This is a genomic window from Acinetobacter sp. YH12112 (assembly GCF_013418945.1).
GTDB lineage: Bacteria > Pseudomonadota > Gammaproteobacteria > Pseudomonadales > Moraxellaceae > Acinetobacter > Acinetobacter indicus.
In genome coordinates this window covers 34,382-55,516 of sequence record NZ_VPBA01000018.1, presented here as the reverse complement: position 1 = coordinate 55,516, position 21,135 = coordinate 34,382, and the positions used below count along the sequence as shown (strand labels likewise).

The window sequence follows — 21,135 nt, the reverse complement described above, 5'->3', positions numbered from 1 at the left end:
TCTTGATTGAGTTCACATATTTTGGCTAGATGTGAATAGGGTTGGAGTTTACATTTGAGCAGGACGCGGCGGGGTAAATCCAAGGGCACATTTACCACGAACTTCTGCACCGGAAATGGTTGCCGTGGTTGCATTCATGTCTTGGCCACAGGTGGTATACAGTGCAGCTTCATCACCCTGAATATCGAGTTTTCTGTCTGCCGGGAAGAACTGTGGCTGGCAGGTGCCGTTCCAGATAATGCCACGATAGGCAAAGCTGACAGCAGCACCTTGAGATTTGCCTTTACAGACATTCTGATAGCGCTGAGAATCGTACACTTTTTCAACTTTGTCATTTGCCTGTACAGCTGCAAATGGAGATAAACATAAACCGCAGAGGATGGATGAGAGGAGTATCTTCTTATTCATAATTCGTACCTGTGCTTGTTTGTAATGAGTACATGATTTAGGATAAAAAATAATCAAAATAAAACAACCTATATCTGGTTAATTTTTAATATGAAATGTTTTTATTTGCGGTATATCTGCAACGTTCATTTACATTGCCAGGCAATCAATCAGGTGAAAAACCACGAGAAAATCCAAATAAAATAGACTTAATCTGTCAACTTATACGCCGGCTTTTGCTATAATATTCTGTCATTTCTTTTTATCTCTCAATTTACCACTATGCATTATCCTAAAGTTTACGATGTCATTGTTATCGGCGGCGGTCACGCGGGTACGGAAGCGGCTTTGGCTGCGGCGCGTATGGGCCGACAAACCTTGCTCTTAACTCATAACATTGAGACTTTGGGGCAGATGAGCTGTAACCCGGCCATTGGTGGTATTGGTAAATCGCATCTGGTGCGTGAAATTGATGCTTTGGGCGGTGCAATGGCATTGGCTGCCGATAAAGGTGGGATTCAGTTCCGTATTTTAAACTCACGTAAAGGTGCAGCAGTGCGTGCCACACGTGCACAGGCTGACCGGGTTCGCTATAAAGCTGCCATTCGTGAGACTTTGGAAAACCAGGCCAATTTGGATATTTTCCAGCAAGCGGCAGATGACCTGATTGTAGAAGGCGATACCGTTAAAGGTGTGGTCACCCAAATGGGCATTCGCTTTGATGCCAAAACGGTAGTGCTGACTGCCGGAACATTCCTGGGTGGTGTGATTCACGTCGGTCTGGAAAAATCCAGCGGTGGTCGTGCCGGTGATCCACCCTCTATTTCTCTGGCACACCGTTTACGTGAATTACAGCTGCCGGTAGGCCGTTTAAAAACCGGTACACCACCACGTATTGATGCACGTTCAGTCGATTTCTCGGTGATGACCGCGCAACCGGGTGATTTTCCGTCTCCAGTGATGTCATTTATGGGCGATGCCTCGATGCATCCTGAACAGGTCAATTGTTATATCACCCATACCAATGAAAAAACCCATGACATTATCCGTGGCGGTTTAGACCGCTCACCAATGTATACCGGCGTGATTGAAGGGGTAGGTCCACGTTACTGTCCTTCGATTGAAGATAAAATTCACCGTTTTGCCGACAAGGATTCGCATCAAGTCTTCTTGGAGCCTGAAGGTTTAGATACCCATGAGTTGTATCCAAACGGGATTTCAACGTCACTGCCATTCGATGTGCAGTTTGAACTGGTGCGCTCAATCCGCGGTATGGAAAATGCGCATATTCTGCGTCCGGGTTATGCGATTGAATACGATTACTTTAACCCGCAAGCATTGAAATTCACCTTGGAAACCAAAGCCATTAATAACCTGTACTTTGCCGGTCAAATCAACGGTACGACAGGTTATGAAGAAGCGGGTGCGCAGGGTTTGCTTGCGGGCTTGAACGCTGCACGCCGTGCCTGGGATCAGGAACAGTGGACGCCAAAACGTGATGAAGCGTATATGGGCGTACTGGTTGATGACCTGATTACCTTGGGAACCAAAGAACCGTACCGTATGTTCACTTCACGTGCTGAATACCGTTTAATGCTGCGTGAAGATAATGCGGATCAGCGTTTAACTGCAATTGGTCGTGAACTGGGTCTGGTGGATGATGCACGCTGGAATGCTTACTGTGAAAAAATGGATGCAGTTGAGCGTGAGAAAGGCCGTTTACAGCACTTGTGGGCTGCGCCAAACAACCCGATGGGTAAAAAATTCGTCGAAATGACGGGTGCTGATCTGTCCAAAGAGTGTTCTGCAATTGACCTGCTAAAACGTCCAAACATCACTTTTGCGCAAATTGCCGAACTGACTGGTTCAGAAGTATCGCAGCAAGTCGGTGACCAGATTGAAATTGCGGTGAAATACGAAGGGTATATCAACCGTCAGCATGAAGATGTAGCGCAGATGAAACGTCTGGAAGAAACCAAAATCCCGGCTGATTTTGATTATGACGGCGTATCTGGTCTGTCGCGTGAAATCACCATGAAGCTGAAACAGGTATTGCCGGAAACTCTGGCACAGGCCAGTCGTATTCCAGGCGTGACTCCTGCGGCAGTTCAATTGGTGATGATCACCATTCGTAAAAATGCCCAATCCCGTAAATCTGCTTAAAAGATCCTAATTTGTGAAAAAGCCCGCGGTTGAGATCGCGGGCTTTTTTATGTGCTGAATAAATAAAGTGGAAATTGAGTTTAAGAAAAAAACAGATTTAAGCTGCAGATCTTATGATTTCACAGATGATATTGGAGCCGTTACAGTGATCTTATCCAAACAGAGAGGAGTGCACGATGACCTTAAAAACCATTCGTTATAATACGGCTGAATTGGCATGCTAACAGTAATCGCATCCTGTTCAACTTCCCTAAAAATCAGCAGCGATAACAAAAAAATTGAAAAAAATGATAAGCAAATGTTAGGTCCCGGACTTGGGACCTTTTTTATTCATTGACTTGATGCACAGCGTCAGACACTTCTGCCGGTTCAATCTGTACCAGTTTTTTGCCAAAACTGCGCAGCCACCACACCAGTTGCGAGGTAAATGGTACATTGGAAATGACCTGATACAAGCCATTGTCCAGCTGGATAATCTGCTGGTCTTTGCTTAAACGGGTTTCTTCAAAATAATGCGCATCGGCTTCTGACATGGTCAGTTTCAACTCGATATTTTCAGTCGGCTTGCTGTAATCGACTCTAAAGCCCAGCGCGCCGGATTCAATATAGGCATCAATATCAAAATTAACCGGATGCAGGGCGCGGGAATTTAATACCTCCGCCGATTTAAAGCGATGCAGGGCAAAGGTCTGAATATCGGTTTTGTCGTGTCGGGTGCAAATCAGATAAATCACTGCACCTTTTTGTACCAGCGCCAGCGGATTCAGAATATAGGTCTTTTCTTCCGAAGCGGTGGTACGTGGATGGTAAACACATTCCAGCTGTTTATCCTGCAATAAGCCTTCATAAATGGCCTGTTGTGCGCTTTTATCGACCACTGGCGGAATCAGCGGCTGAATGGCCGGCACAATCCGCACCCGGTTAATCCACTGGCGGACATTGTTCTGGGTCGACAGGCTGCGCCGTGCCAGATCAAACCACGGAGTCATTTCCTCAATCAGGCTAGGTGGTAACAGATGTTTGAGATGTTCTTCCACCATCATAAAGGTGACTGCCTGTGAGCTGGTCATGTGCGGCAGGCTTTGTAGCGGTGCATCGGAGCGCCAGCGCCAGCCTTGCGGGACGGTGCCATTATTTTCAATCGGGAAGCGCTGCGAAATCTGGTTTAAATCACGCTGGATGGTACGCAGGCTGATATCAATGCCTTCACGTTGCAGAATTTCCTGTAATTCACGGGTGCCCATCCATTTTCCGGTAGAAAGGCGGGACAGGATTTGCCACTGGCGATAGAGGCTATTGGACGTTTCTTTTTCTTGTGTCGACATATTGGAATCAGCGCTGAGATAAATATTGGAGAGTACATGGCTATAGTCCACACAATAAGAAATGTCATGCTTTTTGGCAAGTGGCAGGCACGAGGTCTGGCGATAAATTGATACAAGATGAAGCAAAATAAGATTTGTTTTATCTGTACAGATCGGCGATAAAGAAAGAGTGAATGCTAAGTCACAATTATTGGCACTGGAATTGCTTATATAAAATTGGAAAGGATAACAATGATGAGGTTTGTATGCTGAAAGAAAATCAAGATACAAATTCAATAGATACAATAACATCAGACCATCTTTTAGAGCGGGTGCAGGTCTCGGTGACCGATATTTCGCTGCCGCAGCAAAAATCATCTGTATTATTCGAACAATTGAAATCTGAATTTTTTAATGAATTGTCGGGCGAACAGAGCCTTGCCGATAGTGCCGCGCAGAAAATCGAACAATGGCTGACCCAGCACAGTTTAGAAGAACTGACAGCACTGAATGATGCCGCCAAAGCACATTTTCTGTATCAGGGAATTACCTTTACCGTGTATGGCGATCAGGAAGGCACCGAGCGCACCATTCCTTTTGATATTATTCCGCGGGTTATGGCCCGGCAGCAATGGAATACAGTGGCCTTGGGCTGTGCCCAGCGTACCCGGGCGCTAAATCTGTTTTTACATGATGTTTATCATCAACAGGATATTCTAAAAGCCGGTATCGTACCGGAACTGCAGGTGCTGACCCACGAAGCCTATCAGCCAAATATGCTTGGTCATGGTCTGAAGGGTAAGGTCTATAGTCAGATTAGTGGCATTGACATTATCCGTGATCAGCACGGTGAATTTTTTGTGCTGGAAGACAATTTACGAACGCCATCGGGTGTGTCTTATATGCTGGAAAGCCGCAAGATTAGCCAGAAACTGATTCCAGAGCTGTATCAGCAGAATAATATTCAGGGCATTGAGCATTATCCACAGCTTTTAAAAGAAATTCTGGCCGAAAATGCCTATGTCGATCAGCCTTTTATTGTGGTGCTGACACCGGGGCGTTATAACAGTGCCTATTATGAACATGCATTTTTAGCCCGTGAGATGGGTGTACCTTTGGTAACATCGAGTGACCTGTTTGTATTAAATGACAAGGTTTATGTGAAAACGGTGCGGGGCAAACAGCAGGTTGATGTAATTTATCGCAGGGTAGATGATGCATTTTTAGACCCGCTCTGTTTCAGACCGGACAGCACCTTGGGTGTACCGGGCCTGATGTCGGCCTATTTACAGCATCACGTCGTCATCGCCAATGCGCCGGGTACCGGGGTGGCCGATGACAAATCCATTTATCCTTATGTCGATAAAATGATTCATTTCTATTTGGGTGAACAACCAATCTTAAATAATGTCCCGACCTATCAGTGCCGCGAAGCAGATGATCTGGCCTATGTGCTGGAACATCTGGAACAGTTGGTAGTGAAAGAAGCACAAGGTTCAGGTGGATATGGCATGCTGATTGGTCCTCAAGCCTCTGAGGAGCAACTGGCCGAGTTTAAAATGAAAATTCTGGCCGCACCGCAAGCCTACATTGCCCAGCCGACCCTGAATCTGTCGGTGAGTCCGACCTTAACCGAACAGGGCATTGCCGAACGGCATATTGATTTACGTCCTTTTGTGCTCAGCTCGCCTTATCGTACTGAAATTGTTCCCGGTGGCTTAACCCGTGTGGCCAAGCAGGCCGGTTCGCTGGTGGTCAATTCATCTCAAGGTGGTGGCATTAAAGATACCTGGGTGGTTGATCCCTTACATTCATAACAACTCCCAAGGAGAATCATGTGATTTTACTGAGTCGTAATGCACAGCAGATTTTCTGGTTGGGTCGTTATTTGACCCGCATCCAGTATTTATGCAGTCAGTTTCCATTTAAATATAATGATGATGCCTTGCAGTATGCACACGCCTTCTGTTTGCCAGCCTTTGATGCGGCATCTTTAAATGAGCTGATTCTAAATCCGGAACAGCCCGCCTCTTTTCATCAGCAGTTTCAGTATGCCAAAGATAATATTCAGGATTTACGCGGGGTCTTGTCGGCACATGCCTATGCCGAATTAAACCAGTACATTAAAAATGCCAAAGAAAATCCGGCCTATATCTGTGATGTGGTCGGAGATTGTCATGAAGTCTTAGAAGCTGAAGCATCTGATATTTTTCTGTTCTTTAAATTGGGCCAGCATCTCGAGCAACTGGACCGGCAATTGCGCTTAAAGCAGGATATTCAGGGCACGGTCTATTATATTGAAGTGGTGGTGGGATTATTGACCCAAGCCGGCTGGGATTCTTTATCCGAAATCTGGATGAAGCTGAAGCAGCAGCCCGACAGCATGCATTTTTACCAGTTTAGTGACCATATCCAGCAACTGTTCGAGGCCGATGCATGAGGCTCATGATTAATCACCAGACCCATTATCATTATTCGGCACCGGCCTGTAACAGCATTCAATATATTAAAATGACTCCGCCAAACAATACCCATCAACAGGTCCATCATTGGGCGATTAGTGTGCCGGGTGAGTCCGAGATTAAACAGGATGCTTTTCATAATATCTGGATGACCAGTACCCAGCGCTTCAGCTATCAAAGTCTGAGTATTATGGCGCAGGGCATTGTCGAGTTGCGTCCGCAGATGCGATGGGGCCTGCAAGATCAGCTGAATCCCTATCTATTTTTACAACCAACAGCCAGCACGCTGTGCAGCCCTGAAATGCAGTGTTTTGCACGGCAGTATGTGTTGCAGGTGAATCGTGACAACCTGATCCGTTTGTCAGAAGCGATTTTAAGCCATATGCCATACCGTCCGGCCCAAACTTCGGTGCAGACCACCGCCATTGAAGCCTTTCAGGCCAAACAGGGCGTCTGTCAGGACCATGCTCATGTACTAATTGCCATGTGTAAATCTTTAGGCATCCCGGCACGTTATGTTTCCGGTTATTTATATAGCAGCAACAGTTCACATCTTGCCAGCCATGCCTGGGTAGAGGTATTTTTAGAACAGCACTGGTACTGTTTTGATGTCAGCAATCTGGCCTTTCAGCCAGACTCGCATGTCTATCTGGCCGTCGGGCGGGATTATTGGGATGTGGCACCGGTCCGTGGCGTAAGAGAAAAAGGCGGCATCGAGTATATGCAGACCATGGTGCAGGTTCTGGCCTGCTAAGTAATGGATGACAATTAAAAGGATAATGCTATGACGTATTGCTGTGCGCTGCGTTTAAAAGATGGTCTGGTGTTTATTAGTGATTCGCGTACCAATGCCGGGGTCGATCACATTTCGGTATTTCGCAAGCTGTATACCTTTGGCGTGGAAGGTGAGCGCCTGATTACCATTCAGACCTCGGGCAACCTGGCGACCACGCAGGCAGTCATCGGGCATTTAAAAAATCATCTGACTTTAAACCAGGAACCGCATTTATACAGTGTCAAAACCATGTTTGAAGTGGCAGAATTGGTGGGTTGTTTGCTGAAAAAAGTCATTCAGGATGTCACTGACGATAAAGACGAGCAGCATAATTATTATTGCAATTTGCTGGTGGGTGGACAGATCAAAGGCGAGCCGATGCAGCTGTATCATATCTATCCACAAGGCAATTTTATTTGCGCCACGCGCGATACCCCATTTTTCCAGATTGGGGAAAGTAAATATGGCAAACCAATTCTTGACCGGGCCTTACGTTATGATATGTCATTAGAAGATGCCTTGCGCTGCGGCCTGATTTCTTTTGATTCTACTTTACGTTCTAATGTGTCCGTGGGGATGCCGCTGGACTGTATGGTCTATCATAAAGACAGCCTGCATATTCCTTTGGGCAAACGCATTTACGAAGAAGACCCGTACTTTGAATATATCAGCAAGCAGTGGTCGGATACTTTAAGACGCGGGTTGCAGGAATTGCCGGTGCCAACCGAAGATTATTTGACTTAAAAGCTCAGTCCCTTTATTTTAATCAAGTTTTCCTTGAATGATAAATCCTTAAGAAAATCAAAAAATATTCGTACAGATCATGATAAGGACTTGAATATGTTTCAGCTTTGCTATGCCAGCCAGAGTACCTCGACGGCTGAAAATTTACTGCAAGATTTACGCAATATTCTGACCGAAGCGCGCAATGCTAATACCCAGCATCAGGTATCGGGTGTGCTGTGCTATGCAGAGGGTTATTTTTTTCAATGTCTGCAAGGTGATGAACAGGCTGTTCAGGAAATTTTTGCCGGAATTATTGGCGATCCTCGTCATCAGAATATCCAGATTTTTACCGAGAATCATGTCGCCCAGCAGCGTTTTCAGGATTGGGCCATGAAATATGTGATGCGTAATAGCGAGATCAAAACCTATTTCCAGCAACTCGGTCATGCACAATTTTTACCGCATCAGTTAAATGCCACACAGGTTGATGGATTACTTCAGGTTCTATATGAAGCGCTAAATCATTCAGTGGTGGATGAGGTGGCTTAAATCTGCTGCCTGCGTAATAAAATGAATAAAAAAAGAACCTCCATTGAGGTTCTCTTTTATTGAAAAGATTAAATAACTTTACGGTCCGGACGCTGGGTTAAGCGGCACAACAGCTCATAACCAATGGTGCCATTGGCCGCTGCGACATCATCCACTAATCGTTGCTTGCCCCAAAGCTCGACTTCCGTGCCTAACTGAACATCCAATCCAGTTACATCAATAGCAATCATATCCATGGCAACACGACCGACTACAGCTGCTTTTTGGCCTTTAATAGCGACAAAATTCTGCGCAAAGAAGGCACGTGGATAGCCATCACCGTAGCCAATGGACACAATAGCCAGTTGCATAGCTTTATCGGCAGTAAAGGTCGAGCCATAACCCACCTGTTCACCGGCCTGAATCTCATTTAAGGCAATAATTTCTGCGCTAAAGGTCATCACCGGTTTTAAATCTAGTGCATAAATATCTCGGTCTGCAAACGGAGTTGCGCCGTAAAGCATGATACCGGGACGGACAAAGTCAAAATGCAGTTCCGGATATTTATAAATAGCAGCAGAATTACAGCACGAAGCTAAAATCGGTGCGCAGTCGTTTTTTACTTCCAGAAACTGACGGATCTGTTCATCATTCAGTGGATGATCAGCATCTGCATTGGCAAAGTGCATCGCCAGAACACAGGTAAAGCCGGCCGATTTTAATTGCTGAATGACCTCTTTAATCACCTCAAGTTTAAAGCCCAGACGGTTCATGCCGCTGTTGAGCTTAACCCAGACTTTCAGATTTTTAGAGATATAGGCATCTTTGTGCGCAATGAGCCATGTAACCTGTTCAGGCTGATGCACCACAATCTCGATATTCTGTTCAATGACAATTGGCATTTCATCTTCAGTGAACACGCCTTCAATCAAGGTGATGGGTTGCTGGAACCCCAGTTCACGAATTTCCAGTGCTTCTTGTAAACAGGCGACACCAAAGGCATCGCTGTCTTGTAAGGCTGCTAAGCAGTCTTTAACGCCATGTCCATAAGCATTGGCTTTGACCATACTGACAATTTTGGCAGTCGGGGCAAGTTGTCTGACACGGTTTAAATTATATTGAAGCGCAGCACGATCAATATAAACTGTAGCTTGGCGCACCCTTATTTACTCCTACAGGGTCATGGAAAGGCAATGATGGGTGAATTATTCATCATCATCGTACTGAGCATAAAACTCAGGGGAAAGGTTACTAAAGCGGGTATATTGGCCTTCAAAAGCCAGACGCACGGTGCCAATCGGGCCGTTACGCTGCTTACCAATAATAATTTCGGCGGTGCCGGCTTCTTTAGATTCCTTGTTATAGACCTCATCACGGTAAATGAACATGATCAAGTCGGCATCCTGCTCAATCGCACCCGATTCACGTAAGTCGGACATTACCGGGCGTTTGTTGGGACGGTTTTCCAGCGAGCGGTTGAGCTGGGAGAGGGCAATGACCGGACATTGCATTTCTTTGGCCAGGGCTTTCAAGCTACGCGAAATTTCTGAAATCTCGCCGACACGGTTATCGCCCATGCCCGGTACTTTCATCAGCTGCAAATAGTCGACCATGATACAGCCGAGTTTGCCGCCGTGCTGTTTGGCAATTCGGCGTGCACGCGAACGTACTTCGGTTGGAGGGAGCGCTGATGAGTCATCAATATATAAATGCTTTTCCTGTAGCTGTAAAATGGTACCGGTGACTTTGGACCATTCATCGCCGCTGAGTTTGCCGGAACGTAAATTCCCCTGATGCACTTTGCCATACGAGGAAATCAGACGCATGGCAATCGAATCGGCTGGCATTTCCATGGAGTAAACCAGCGCCGGCAGGTCGTTATTGAACAGTACGCTTTCGACCAGGTTCATGGCAAAGGTGGTTTTACCCATCGACGGACGGGCCGCAACAATAATCAGGTCGCCAGCTTGCATCCCGGAGGTTTTATTGTCCAGCTCGACAAAGCCGGTGGTCAGACCGGTAATGTTGCCATCCATTTGCGACAGTTCATTTAACTTGTCGAAGACATCGGCCACCACGGTATTAATAGCTTTCGGACCGGCATTTTTCTTGTTGTTATTGTGCTGCTCGGCAATCTGGAAAATATTGGTTTCAGCCAGGTCTAGAATTTCACTGACAGTGCGGCCTTTGGTGTCATAGGCATTTTGCAGAATTTCCGAGCTGACTTTAATCATGTTTCTTAAGGTCGAAAACTCTTTAATTTTAGCGGCATAAGTTTCTAGGTTATAGAAACTCGATGGTGAATCGGCCATCAGCTGCATGAGATATTCTTCACCACCAATGGCATCAAGCAGATTGTGCTTGATCAGCCAGTCATTGACCAGAACGGCATCATAAGGCGAGTTTTCTTTGGCCAGGGTATCAATGGCACGGTAAATATATTTGTGTCGGGTGGCGTAGAAATCGGATTCCTGTAATACATCTCCGACCTGTTCCAGTGATTCGGCCACGGTCATGAGGGCAGCCAGAACGGCCTGCTCAATGGCCAGGTTATGCGGCGGGGTGCGAAACTCTTTGAGTGCACCGGAATCGTTGCTGGAACTCTCTGTTTTAACTGGAGTTGGTTTGGTGTTGGCCAGCGCCTGTGACATATAATTCCCTGATTTTAATACGATGAATACCAAATAAAACCGGTGGTCTTATAGCATGAATTCAATAAACGGTGTAACCACAAATCATACGCGCTCTGGCAAAAAAAGCGAGCAGATTTTAAGAACGGATAGCTTGCAAAAAAGGTGAGGGGATTTTTACAGAAATAAAAAAAGAGCATGCCAAGGCATGCCCTTTTTTCTTGCGAGAAATTACTCAGATACGATAGTAACGAGAACTTCAGCAACAACATCATGGTGCAATTGGATTGCGATGTTGAATTCACCAGTGTGACGAAGCGCACCGTTTGGTAAACGAACTTCTGAACGGTCTACTTCTAAACCAGCGTTCGTTAACGCGTCAGCGATGTCACGAGTACCGATTGAACCGAATAATTTACCTTCGTCACCCGCTTTCGCAGTGATTACGATATTTACTTCGTTCAGTTGGTCAGCACGTGCTTGAGCAGCAGCCAATACTTCAGCTTCTTGCTTCTCAAGTTCAGCACGACGAGCTTCAAAAGCAGCAGTGTTTGCTTCAGTCGCAGCAACTGCTTTACCTTGAGGGATAAGGAAGTTACGGCCGTAACCAGCTTTAACTGATACTTTATCGCCTAATTTACCAAGGTTTTTAATGCGTTGTAATAAGATAATATCCACAGCTCAACCTCACTTATGATTGTCAGTGTAAGGGATCAACGCTAAGTAGCGAGCTTGTTTGATCGCAAGCGCTAATTGACGTTGGTAACGAGCTTTAGTACCTGTAATACGGCTAGGAACGATCTTGCCGTTTTCAGTGATGTACTGTTTTAAAGTATCGATATCTTTGTAGTCGATGTACGTAACGTTCTCAGCTGTAAAGCGGCAGAACTTGCGACGACGGTAAAAACGTGCCATTGATGTTCTCCTTATGCTTCAGCAGAGTCTTGGTTAACTTGTTGTGCTTCTTCACGTTGAGCTTTACGCGCACGTTTTTCTTCAGCACTCTTAGCCAGTAAAGACTCTTCAGTGATAGCGTTTTCACGACGGATGATTAAGCTACGAAGGATCGCGTCGTTATAACGGAACAATTCTTCAAGTTCATCAAGAGTCGTTTGACCACATTCAACGTTCATTAAAATGTAGTGCGCTTTGTGAATTTTGTTAATTGGGTAAGCCAATTGACGACGGCCCCAATCTTCTAAACGGTGAATTTGACCTTCAGCTTCTTTGATGTGAGTCAGGTAACGTTCTACCATACCCACAACTTGATCGCTTTGGTCTGGGTGTACCAAAAGTACGATTTCGTAGTGACGCATTGTCAGCTCCTTACGGTTTATGCAGCCCCTGACCAAATAGCCAGAAGCAAGGAGTCACAACCAGGGTTGTGTCGCAAAATTGCGAAGCGTGAATTTTAGTGCTTTTGCTAACGAAATACAAGCCATTGAACAATGAGCTTGATCACTTATTTCAACAAAAGAGTGAGGTGGAGGAATTGTGGTAATAAGCTTACTAATAGAGAGTAAGTATCTATAAATCAGAAAAAGAGATCGAAGAAAAGAAAACTGGAATTAGAAGGGGAGTCCCATCTTAAAAGATAGAGAGGGCTCTATCTTTTAAAAGAGGATGATTGAATTTGCAGGAGCTTGCGCAGTAATGCTGAAGCTTAAACTGATCACGGTAATTAAAATTACAGAGAACAGGAAAAAGCGTTTTGCCCACAGCTGATCATTTTCTGCTTTAAAGCCGAGGATGGCAATGTACAGCCAGTAAATACACAGGGCATTTAAAATCAGCAGATATAACCAGTTAGCATATCCAAATACAAATAAGGCATTCATGACCACTGTAAACAGAATCACATAAATTAGCGACTCTACTTTGGTGCGATACACAGAACGCGCCACAGGTAAAATTGGAATACCTGCATTTTTGTAGTCATCGATGCGGTAAATGGCAATGGCCCAGGAATGCGGCATTTGCCACAGTGCATAGCCCAGAAAAATAATCAGGGCAGCCAGGTCAAACTGGTTTGCAACCGCAGTATAACCAATAACCGGTGGGCTTGCGCCAGAAATACTACCAATAATGGTCTGATGAATGGTGGTGCGTTTGGTCCATAAGCTATAAAAGCCGACATAAACTACAAAACCAATCACGGCAAAAAGGAAAGCGTACGCATTTACCCCAAACCATAAAATGCTAAAACCCAGTACACCCAGCACTAAAGCAAACACTAAAGCAACCGGAACTGAAATGGTTTTTTTTACCATCGCACGATTTTGTGTACGTTGCATTTTTTGGTCGATGTCTTGGTCAATTACGTTATTAACCACACATCCAGATGCCACTACCAGGGTAGTGCCCAGAAGGGTAAGAAGCAGGAGAAGGAAATCTACAGAACCTTGAGTGGCTACAAAGTAGCCACCCAAAGTGGTAACGAAGTTACCGAAGAGAATTCCTGGCTTAGTCAGGAATAAATACTTTTTCAGCATGACAACCAGTTTAGATCATCATGTTGTAGTGAAGGTAGTTCATAATCCATACTGAACCGACTAACAGAATAGCGATACAGAGGATTGTATAAATAAACGCAATCACGTTCCAGCGTTGTTCTGAAGACGAGTTCATGTGCAGGAAGTAAACTAACTGTACAAGAACCTGAGCAACCGCAGTAATCGCAATAACTGTGACCAGCAGACCGCGGCTAAAACCACCTGCCATAACCATACCAAAAGGAATAACGGTTAAAATAACAGACAGGATAAAACCAACAGAGTACTGCTTGAAGTTACCGTGTGATGCGCCAGCAGCGTTGTGATCGTGACCCATTATAGAACTCCCATCAAGTAAACGACGCTGAATACACAGATCCATACGATGTCAAGGAAGTGCCAGAACAAGCTTAGGCAAGCAAGACGACGCATGTTAGGTAGAGTCAAACCATATTTCTTGATTTGAATCATTAACACGATCATCCATACCAGACCAGAAGTAACGTGAATACCGTGCGTACCAACTAAAGTAAAGAACGCAGATAAGAACGCACTAACGCTTGGGCCATGACCAGCGTGAACTAAATGATTGAACTCATATAGTTCCATGCCAATAAAGATCGCACCGAAGATCCATGTGATGCCTAACCAAGTTAAAACTTTAGCAACATCTTTTTTGTATGCAGCCAGGACTGCAAAACCAAAGGTTACTGAAGAGATCAGCAGGGCGAAGGTTTCAGTTAAAACGAAACCTAAAGACTCGCCAAAAAGATCTTTTGCACTTGGAGTACCAACTGGAACGTGGCTGCTTAATACAGCGAATGCAATGAAGAGTGTACCGAAAATGATCAAGTCACTCATCAAGTAAGTCCAGAAACCAAAGACAGTGATGTCAGTATCATCGTGATGATGATGCTCATCGTGTCCGTGGTTGTCGTGATGAAGTACCTCAGCCATTGTCTTAGTCCTTCTTCAAGTGTTTTTCAAGTAAGGCATAACGTTCGTTTTCAATGCGTTCTACTTCTGCTGCAGGAACATAGTAGTCCACTTTCTTCGTGAACGAGCTCACGATGAACGAAATGATAGACGCGATAAACGTTACAACTACTAACCACCAGATGTGCCAGATAAGTGCAAAGCCCATTACTGTGATAAACATAGCAATCACAAAGCCCGCAGCACGGTTGGTTGGCATGTGGATGTCTTCGTACTTCGCTGGTTTCGCGTAAGCTACGCCATTCTCTTTGTCAGTCCAGAAAGTATCAATGCCATTGATCTTTGGAAGATGCGCAAAGTTATAGAACGGAGCAGGAGATGAAGTCGCCCATTCAAGGGTACGGCCATCCCAAGGGTCGCCAGTGTGGTCAAGACGCTGGTTACGTTGCAAGAAGCCAACAATGATTTGCATCAAGAAGCATGCAATACCAATGGCAATCATTACCGCACCCACCATCGCGATCATGACATATGGGTCCCAATCTGGGTTGTCATATGTGTTCAGACGACGCGTCATACCCATGAAACCAAGGATATACAGCGGCATGAACGCAAAGTAGAAACCTAAGAACCAGAACCAGAATGCAGCTTTACCCCAAGTCTCATTCAGTCTCCAACCAAACATTTTTGGCCAGTAGTAAATGATACCTGCGAACATCGCGAATACTACACCACCAATAATTACGTTATGGAAGTGAGCGATCAGGAATAAAGAGTTGTGTACCAGGAAGTCCGCTGGTGGAACTGCCATTAATACACCTGTTAAACCGCCGATACCGAAAGTCACCAGGAAGCCAAGTGTCCAAAGCATTGGGGTAGTGTAGGTAATACGACCCTTGTACATGGTGAATAACCAAGAGAAGATTTTCACACCAGTAGGAATCGCAATAATCATGGTCATGATACCGAAGAACGCGTTAACGTTGGCACCTGCACCCATGGTAAAGAAGTGGTGAACCCATACAACGAAAGACAATACAGTAATTGCAACAGTTGCGTACACCATTGATTTGTAACCGAACAACGTTTTGCGAGCAAAAGTTGCAGTTACTTCTGAGTAAATACCAAATGCTGGTAATACCAAGATATAAACTTCAGGGTGACCCCAAGTCCAGATCAGGTTTACATACAACATTGGGCTACCACCCATGTCGTTTGTAAAGAAGTGGAAACCGAAGTAACGGTCAAGCGTTAACATTGCAATTGTTGCAGTTAACACAGGGAACGCAGCAATGATCAGTACCGCTGTGCATAAAGATGTCCAGGTAAAGATTGGCATGTCCATTAATTTCATGCCAGGCGCACGCATCTTGATGATGGTAACGAAGAAGTTAACACCCGTTAGAAGCGTACCTAAACCGGAGATCTGTAATGCCCAGATGTAGTAGTCCATACCTACGCCTGGAGAGTATTCAATACCTGACAGTGGAGGATAAGCCATCCAGCCTGTTGCAGCGAACTCACCAATCGCAAGTGAAACCATCATCAGACCCGCAGCACCAGCGAACAGCCAGAAGCTTAAAGAGTTTAATAATGGGAAGGCAACGTCACGAGCACCAATCTGTAAAGGTACAGAGATGTTCATCAAGCCTACTACAAGACCCATTGCCACGAAGAAGATCATGATCACACCGTGTGCGGTGAAGATCTGGTCGTAGTGCTCAGGGTGTAAATAACCTTCGCCACCACCTCGTGCAAGGAATTGCTGAAGACGCATCATGATCGCATCGGCGAAACCACGCAGCAGCATGACCACAGACACGATGATATACATGATACCAATTTTTTTATGGTCTACAGATGTGAACCATTCATTCCACAGGTAACCCCATTTCTTGAAGTAGGTAATACCCGCAACAAGAACGAGACCGCCCAGGATCATCATTACAACTGTAGCCTGTACGATTGGATCGTACGGAATTGCATCTAGTCCTAACTTACCAAACATGTCTTATTCCTCTACAGAAGCAGTCGCATGTTCAACGTTTACATGAGCTTCTGAAGCAGGCGCTTCAAGCGCAGTTTCAGCTTGAGCTGAATGGTCTGCACCATGGTAGTTACTCATGTATTTATTGATCACAGATTCAAACAAGCCTTGCTCTACAGAAGAGTAATAAGTCACAGGATGTGGCTGAGTCTTATAAGGACCTTCTGCTTCAGCAGTTGCAGCAAGTTTTTTCTCTAGTTCTGTTTTCGCGTTACGAACCATTGCATCAATTTGTTTCTGTGAACGGTTACCGTCACGTAAAGATGCAAATTCAGCTTGATCTAGAACTGTTTTTTGAACAGCTTCAGGATTGATCGTTGTGCCTTGTCCGGCTTTAACCGCAGTTACCCATTGATCAAAATCAGCTTCAGTTACAGAGTGAGCAAGGAAGCGCATTTGAGAGAAACCGTAACCTGAGTAGTTAGACGAGAAGCCGCGGTATTGACCGGTGCTGTTCGCTAATAGGTTCAGGTGAGTCTGCATACCCGCCATTGCATAAATCTGACCAGACAATGCAGGGATAAAGAACGAGTTCATTGTAAAGTTAGATGTTAAACGAAGGCTTACCGGCGTTTGCTCTGGGAAGCGAATTTCGTTAACAGTCGCAATGTTCTGTTCTGGGTAGATGAAGATCCATTTGAATTGTTCAGCAATAACCTGAACAGTTAATGGAGCCTTATCTGACTCGATTGGACGGTATGGGTCATACTTGTGGGAACCCCACCAAGTTAACCAAGCTAAAATACCAATAATAATAACCGGGATACCCCAAACCACGATTTCAATCGCAGTAGAGTGTGCCCATGTTGGTTTATAGTCTGCATCTTTATTTGATGCGCGATATTTCCAACCAAACCATAATGCCATGATGATTGAAGGAATCACCACTAATAGCATCAAGTAGATCGCAGTCATCATCAGGTTCGATTGACCTTCAGCAACTGGACCTTGCGAGTTTAGAAGTACCATATCACCACCACACCCGGTTAAGAGTGCAGCCATCGTAGATAAAGACAATACAGCTAAAATCGTTTGTCTCATTTTACAACCTCGGTGAAGAGTCCCATTCCCTAATTTAATTATGGGATAGCGATTATAGTGTCGCATGATTGATAAGTATTTTTTTGACGCAAAAATCCTTGTCAATCATGATACACCGCTACGTTGTAGGGCATTATGCCTGATATCGACAAACTAAGCTACTCAAAAAGCGGCTTTAAATGACTGTAATAAAAACCGATTTTATCACTCGGAATTAACTTTTTTACGAAATATTTTTATTTGTATATCAATGTAATGAATAAAAAAGGGATGAAATTTCATCCCTTTTTTGATCTTTTATTTTTCTTGCTTTACGACTTTGGTTTTGGCCAGTTTGTCATGCAAGGTCTGACGTTTTTCACCCAAAGCGAAGATATAATCGGCAATTGTAATAAACGGCATGAATAATAGATTCAAAATAATGAAAACCAGGGTACGCAGGGCGAACACGCGGGTCAGGCCTACTTTGCTATGGTCTTCGGCATCGATAATCTTGATTTTGGTTAAACGTTTACCAATACTCTGTCCACTTTTGGCCAGTAGAAATGCCTGAATCCCGAGCATAATCAGCAGGTAAATAGCCATCATTTGCCAGGCATCGGCAGGAATCAGGCGAAACAGATCCGACTGTAGTTGCACGGCCTGATCAGAGCTGGTGGCTGACTGCATTTTTTGTTGCAGTTCAGACAGTTGACCAAACTGGTCCTGCGTTAAAAAGAAAGATGGAATGGCGGCGGCCGGTAACCACAGCAACAGGTCAATAATTTTCGCCAGCGCACGGGTGCCGATAGAGGCCAGTTCGGTTTGAGCGGCTTTTGCTTGCGACTGGTTCAGGCTCGAATTGTTATAGCCTGTGGTATTCTGCGGCTGCTGAAATGGTGATGCTTCCGGTGCGGCCGGCGCAGGCTCGTAGCCTTCAGGTTGATATACAAGTTTACCTTGGGTGAGCTCACCTAAAGCTTTCCATTCTGTCATCCCTTGATGCCATGCAAGATCTGTCAGTAACACTTGCTGGCTGGCAAGCATCTGGTTCACTTGCTCCAGGGTATATGGACCGGCTTGTTGATTATTTCGTGCCAAGTAAATCTGCATAAAGTTTAAATCTCAAATCTATAAATAAAAAAGACCCAATGAATGGGTCTTTTTTAACATGTTTTATTAAGCTTGTTGAGCTTTTTCTTCAGCAAGGAAGAACCAGGTGTCTAATACTGAGTCTGGGTTCAGCGATACAGATTCAATCCCTTGTTCCATCAGCCATTTTGCCAGGTCAGGGTGGTCAGAAGGACCTTGACCACAGATGCCGACATATTTACCGGCTTTACGGCAAGCATGAATCGCCATCGACAGCAGAGCTTTTACCGCTGCATCACGTTCATCAAACAGGTGAGAAACAATACCTGAGTCACGGTCTAAACCAAGGGTTAACTGGGTCAAGTCGTTTGAACCGATTGAGAAACCGTCGAAGTGTTCAAGGAATTGCTCAGCCAACAGGGCGTTGGTTGGTAATTCACACATCATGATCACTTTCAGACCGTTTTCACCACGTTTCAGGCCATTTTGTGCCAGCAGTTCCATCACACGTTTCGCTTCAGCCACAGTACGTACAAATGGAATCATGATCTGTACGTTGGTCAAGCCCATTTCATCACGGACTTTTTTCAGTGCGCGACATTCAAGCTCGAAGCAGTCACGGAAGTTGTCTGATACATAGCGGCTTGCACCACGGAAGCCGAGCATTGGGTTTTCTTCTTCCGGCTCGTATAACTTACCGCCAATCAGGTTGGCATATTCGTTTGATTTGAAGTCAGACATACGCACGATGACTGGCTTGTCTGCAAACGCGGCTGCCAGCGTTGAAATACCTTCCACCAGTTTTTCAACATAGAATTCAACTGGAGAAGTATAACCCGCAGTACGTGCCATTACGGCTGCACGTGTTTCACGTGGCAAGCTGTCAATATTCAGTAATGCTTTTGGATGCACACCGATCATACGGTTAATGATGAACTCAAGACGTGCCAGGCCAATGCCTTCGTTTGGAATTTGCGCGAAGTCAAACGCACGGTCCGGGTTACCCACGTTCATCATGATCTTGAACGGCAGGGCAGGCATCGACTCGATTGAGTTACGTTGTACTTCAAAATCTAAAGCACCTTCGTAAATGAAACCGGTATCACCTTCAGCACAAGATACTGTCACTTCCTGACCGTCAGTCAAGACTTCAGTGGCATTACCACAACCCACAATTGCAGGAACACCTAATTCACGCGCAATAATCGCAGCGTGACAGGTACGACCACCACGGTTCGTGACAATGGCAGCGGCACGTTTCATCACTGGTTCCCAATCCGGGTCGGTCATGTCAGAAACCAGTACATCACCGTCTTGGACTTTGTCCATTTCTTTAATCGAGGTTACGATGCGAACTTTACCAGACCCGATACGCTGACCAATTGAACGGCCTTCACACAATACAGTGCCGCGTTGTTTCAGCAGGTAACGCTCCATGGTGCCCACGTTTTGACGACTTTTCACTGTTTCCGGACGCGCCTGAACAATGTAAATTAAACCGTCATCACCATCTTTGGCCCATTCGATGTCCATTGGTGCACCGTAGTGCTCTTCAATGATTAACGCCTGTTTTGCCAGTTCTTGCAGTTCGTGATCGTTTAAGGCGAACTGTTGACGGTCGGCTTTTTCAACATCAACCACAACCACAGATTTACCAGCCGCACCTTCTTCACCATAAATCATTTTCTGGTGTTTAGAACCGAGGTTACGACGTAGAACTGCGTGTTTACCTGCTCTTAACAGTGGCTTAGAGATATAGAATTCGTCCGGGTTGACCGCACCTTGTACCACCATTTCACCCAGACCGTAAGAAGCCGTAATAAAGACTGCATCACGGAAACCAGATTCTGTATCCAGGGTGAACATTACACCTGCGGCACCTGTTTCTGAGCGCACCATGCGTTGTACGCCAGCAGACAGGGCAACAACATCATGGTCAAAGTTTTGGTGTACACGGTAAGAAATTGCGCGGTCGTTGTACAAAGAGGCAAATACTTCTTTAATGGCAATCAGGACGTTGTCGATGCCACGGATGTTCAGGAAGGTTTCCTGCTGACCCGCGAAAGAAGCATCTGGCAAATCTTCTGCAGTAGCAGATGAACGAACGGCAACCGCGATGTCAGGGTTGCCGTTAGAAAGTTCTGCGAAAGCATCGCGGATTTCTTTTTCAAGTTCTGCCGTAAGCGGAGTGTCGACAATCCATTGACGGATTTTTGCGCCTGTCTCAGCAAGAGCATTGACGTCATCTACATTTAACGTTTTAAGCTCGGCTTGAATTTTAGCGTTTAGGCCACTTTGCTCGAGAAATTCACGATAAGCTTGAGCTGTTGTCGCAAAGCCACCTGGTACAGAGACACCAGCATTAGACAAATGGCTGATCATTTCGCCCAGAGATGAGTTTTTCCCACCTACGAGCTCAACGTCGTGTTTCCCTAATTTTTCTAGACCAATTACGCGCGCTTCCAAAGTTATTACTCCACTTTTGCAGTATTAATCACTATCTTGGCATGAAATTATATTGAATATGCTTAGCTTTTTGATTTAACTAAGCGACAGTCATGTAAGATCAGTTT

Annotated in this window: 20 protein-coding genes; 6 read left to right on the top strand and 14 right to left on the bottom strand. The window is 45.2% G+C overall.

Annotated elements, in window-relative coordinates; genetic code table 11:
• Positions 1–48: 48 nt before the first annotated feature.
• Positions 49–408 carry a hypothetical protein gene (locus FTU50_RS08525; RefSeq protein WP_045794918.1) on the bottom strand — a complete coding sequence of 120 codons (360 nt, stop codon included), beginning with the start codon at positions 406–408 and terminating at the stop codon, positions 49–51.
• 261 nt (positions 409–669) lie between these two features.
• On the opposite strand from FTU50_RS08525, the gene mnmG reads away from it, so the two are divergent.
• Positions 670–2,550, top strand: a complete 1,881-nt coding sequence (gene mnmG / locus FTU50_RS08520; protein ID WP_180069670.1) for a tRNA uridine-5-carboxymethylaminomethyl(34) synthesis enzyme MnmG — start codon at positions 670–672, stop codon at positions 2,548–2,550.
• Between the two features lie 326 nt (positions 2,551–2,876).
• On the opposite strand, the gene FTU50_RS08515 is transcribed toward mnmG, so the two are convergent.
• On the bottom strand, positions 2,877–3,875 hold the full coding sequence (locus FTU50_RS08515; protein WP_016659102.1) for a YafY family protein: 999 nt from the start codon (positions 3,873–3,875) through the stop codon (positions 2,877–2,879).
• Positions 3,876–4,120: 245 nt separating this feature from the next.
• Between FTU50_RS08515 and FTU50_RS08510 the strand changes: the two genes are divergently transcribed.
• From FTU50_RS08510 to FTU50_RS08490, 5 genes are all read left to right on the top strand, one after another.
• A complete protein-coding gene (locus tag FTU50_RS08510; protein ID WP_180069666.1) occupies positions 4,121–5,671 on the top strand; it encodes a circularly permuted type 2 ATP-grasp protein in 1,551 nt (516 codons plus the stop codon).
• Positions 5,672–5,691: 20 nt separating this feature from the next.
• Complete coding sequence (locus FTU50_RS08505; protein WP_045794921.1) at positions 5,692–6,294, top strand: alpha-E domain-containing protein; 603 nt, start codon at positions 5,692–5,694, stop codon at positions 6,292–6,294.
• Positions 6,291–7,070 carry a transglutaminase family protein gene (locus tag FTU50_RS08500; RefSeq protein WP_104499056.1) on the top strand — a complete coding sequence of 260 codons (780 nt, stop codon included), beginning with the start codon at positions 6,291–6,293 and terminating at the stop codon, positions 7,068–7,070. The genes FTU50_RS08505 and FTU50_RS08500 overlap by 4 nt, the downstream gene beginning before the upstream one ends.
• 30 nt (positions 7,071–7,100) lie before the next feature.
• Positions 7,101–7,835 carry a proteasome-type protease gene (locus FTU50_RS08495; RefSeq protein ID WP_104471041.1) on the top strand — a complete coding sequence of 245 codons (735 nt, stop codon included), beginning with the start codon at positions 7,101–7,103 and terminating at the stop codon, positions 7,833–7,835.
• Positions 7,836–7,931: 96 nt separating this feature from the next.
• Positions 7,932–8,366 carry a BLUF domain-containing protein gene (locus FTU50_RS08490; RefSeq protein ID WP_104490494.1) on the top strand — a complete coding sequence of 145 codons (435 nt, stop codon included), beginning with the start codon at positions 7,932–7,934 and terminating at the stop codon, positions 8,364–8,366.
• 68 nt (positions 8,367–8,434) lie between these two features.
• On the opposite strand, the gene alr is transcribed toward FTU50_RS08490, so the two are convergent.
• The 12 genes from alr to ppsA form a co-directional block, all read right to left on the bottom strand.
• On the bottom strand, positions 8,435–9,505 hold the full coding sequence (gene alr, locus FTU50_RS08485; protein WP_016659097.1) for an alanine racemase: 1,071 nt from the start codon (positions 9,503–9,505) through the stop codon (positions 8,435–8,437).
• A 45-nt stretch (positions 9,506–9,550) separates the two neighbouring features.
• Positions 9,551–10,996 carry a replicative DNA helicase gene (gene dnaB / locus FTU50_RS08480; protein ID WP_005178744.1) on the bottom strand — a complete coding sequence of 482 codons (1,446 nt, stop codon included), beginning with the start codon at positions 10,994–10,996 and terminating at the stop codon, positions 9,551–9,553.
• 210 nt (positions 10,997–11,206) lie between these two features.
• The gene (gene rplI / locus FTU50_RS08475; protein ID WP_005178742.1) at positions 11,207–11,653 is read right to left on the bottom strand and encodes a 50S ribosomal protein L9; all 447 of its coding nucleotides are present in this window, start codon (positions 11,651–11,653) and stop codon (positions 11,207–11,209) included.
• Positions 11,654–11,662: 9 nt separating this feature from the next.
• Complete coding sequence (gene rpsR / locus FTU50_RS08470; RefSeq protein WP_004719336.1) at positions 11,663–11,890, bottom strand: 30S ribosomal protein S18; 228 nt, start codon at positions 11,888–11,890, stop codon at positions 11,663–11,665.
• An 11-nt stretch (positions 11,891–11,901) separates the two neighbouring features.
• The gene (gene rpsF / locus FTU50_RS08465) at positions 11,902–12,291 is read right to left on the bottom strand and encodes a 30S ribosomal protein S6 (RefSeq protein WP_005178734.1); all 390 of its coding nucleotides are present in this window, start codon (positions 12,289–12,291) and stop codon (positions 11,902–11,904) included.
• A gap of 297 nt (positions 12,292–12,588) precedes the next feature.
• On the bottom strand, positions 12,589–13,467 hold the full coding sequence (cyoE, locus tag FTU50_RS08460) for a heme o synthase (RefSeq protein WP_180069663.1): 879 nt from the start codon (positions 13,465–13,467) through the stop codon (positions 12,589–12,591).
• Positions 13,468–13,477: 10 nt separating this feature from the next.
• On the bottom strand, positions 13,478–13,807 hold the full coding sequence (locus FTU50_RS08455; protein ID WP_171065104.1) for a cytochrome o ubiquinol oxidase subunit IV: 330 nt from the start codon (positions 13,805–13,807) through the stop codon (positions 13,478–13,480).
• A complete protein-coding gene (gene cyoC / locus FTU50_RS08450) occupies positions 13,804–14,424 on the bottom strand; it encodes a cytochrome o ubiquinol oxidase subunit III (RefSeq protein ID WP_005178726.1) in 621 nt (206 codons plus the stop codon). Before cyoC ends, FTU50_RS08455 begins: the two co-directional genes overlap by 4 nt.
• Before the next feature lie 4 nt (positions 14,425–14,428).
• Positions 14,429–16,411, bottom strand: a complete 1,983-nt coding sequence (gene cyoB, locus FTU50_RS08445; protein ID WP_168370578.1) for a cytochrome o ubiquinol oxidase subunit I — start codon at positions 16,409–16,411, stop codon at positions 14,429–14,431.
• 3 nt (positions 16,412–16,414) lie between these two features.
• Positions 16,415–17,491: a ubiquinol oxidase subunit II gene (cyoA, locus tag FTU50_RS08440; RefSeq protein WP_005178724.1), complete on the bottom strand. Its 1,077-nt coding sequence runs from the start codon at positions 17,489–17,491 to the stop codon at positions 16,415–16,417.
• Between the two features lie 297 nt (positions 17,492–17,788).
• Complete coding sequence (locus FTU50_RS08435; protein WP_180069660.1) at positions 17,789–18,583, bottom strand: RDD family protein; 795 nt, start codon at positions 18,581–18,583, stop codon at positions 17,789–17,791.
• Between the two features lie 66 nt (positions 18,584–18,649).
• Entirely contained in the window at positions 18,650–21,028 is a 2,379-nt protein-coding gene (gene ppsA / locus FTU50_RS08430) for a phosphoenolpyruvate synthase (RefSeq protein ID WP_005178721.1), read from the bottom strand.
• Between the last annotated feature and the right edge of the window lie 107 nt (positions 21,029–21,135).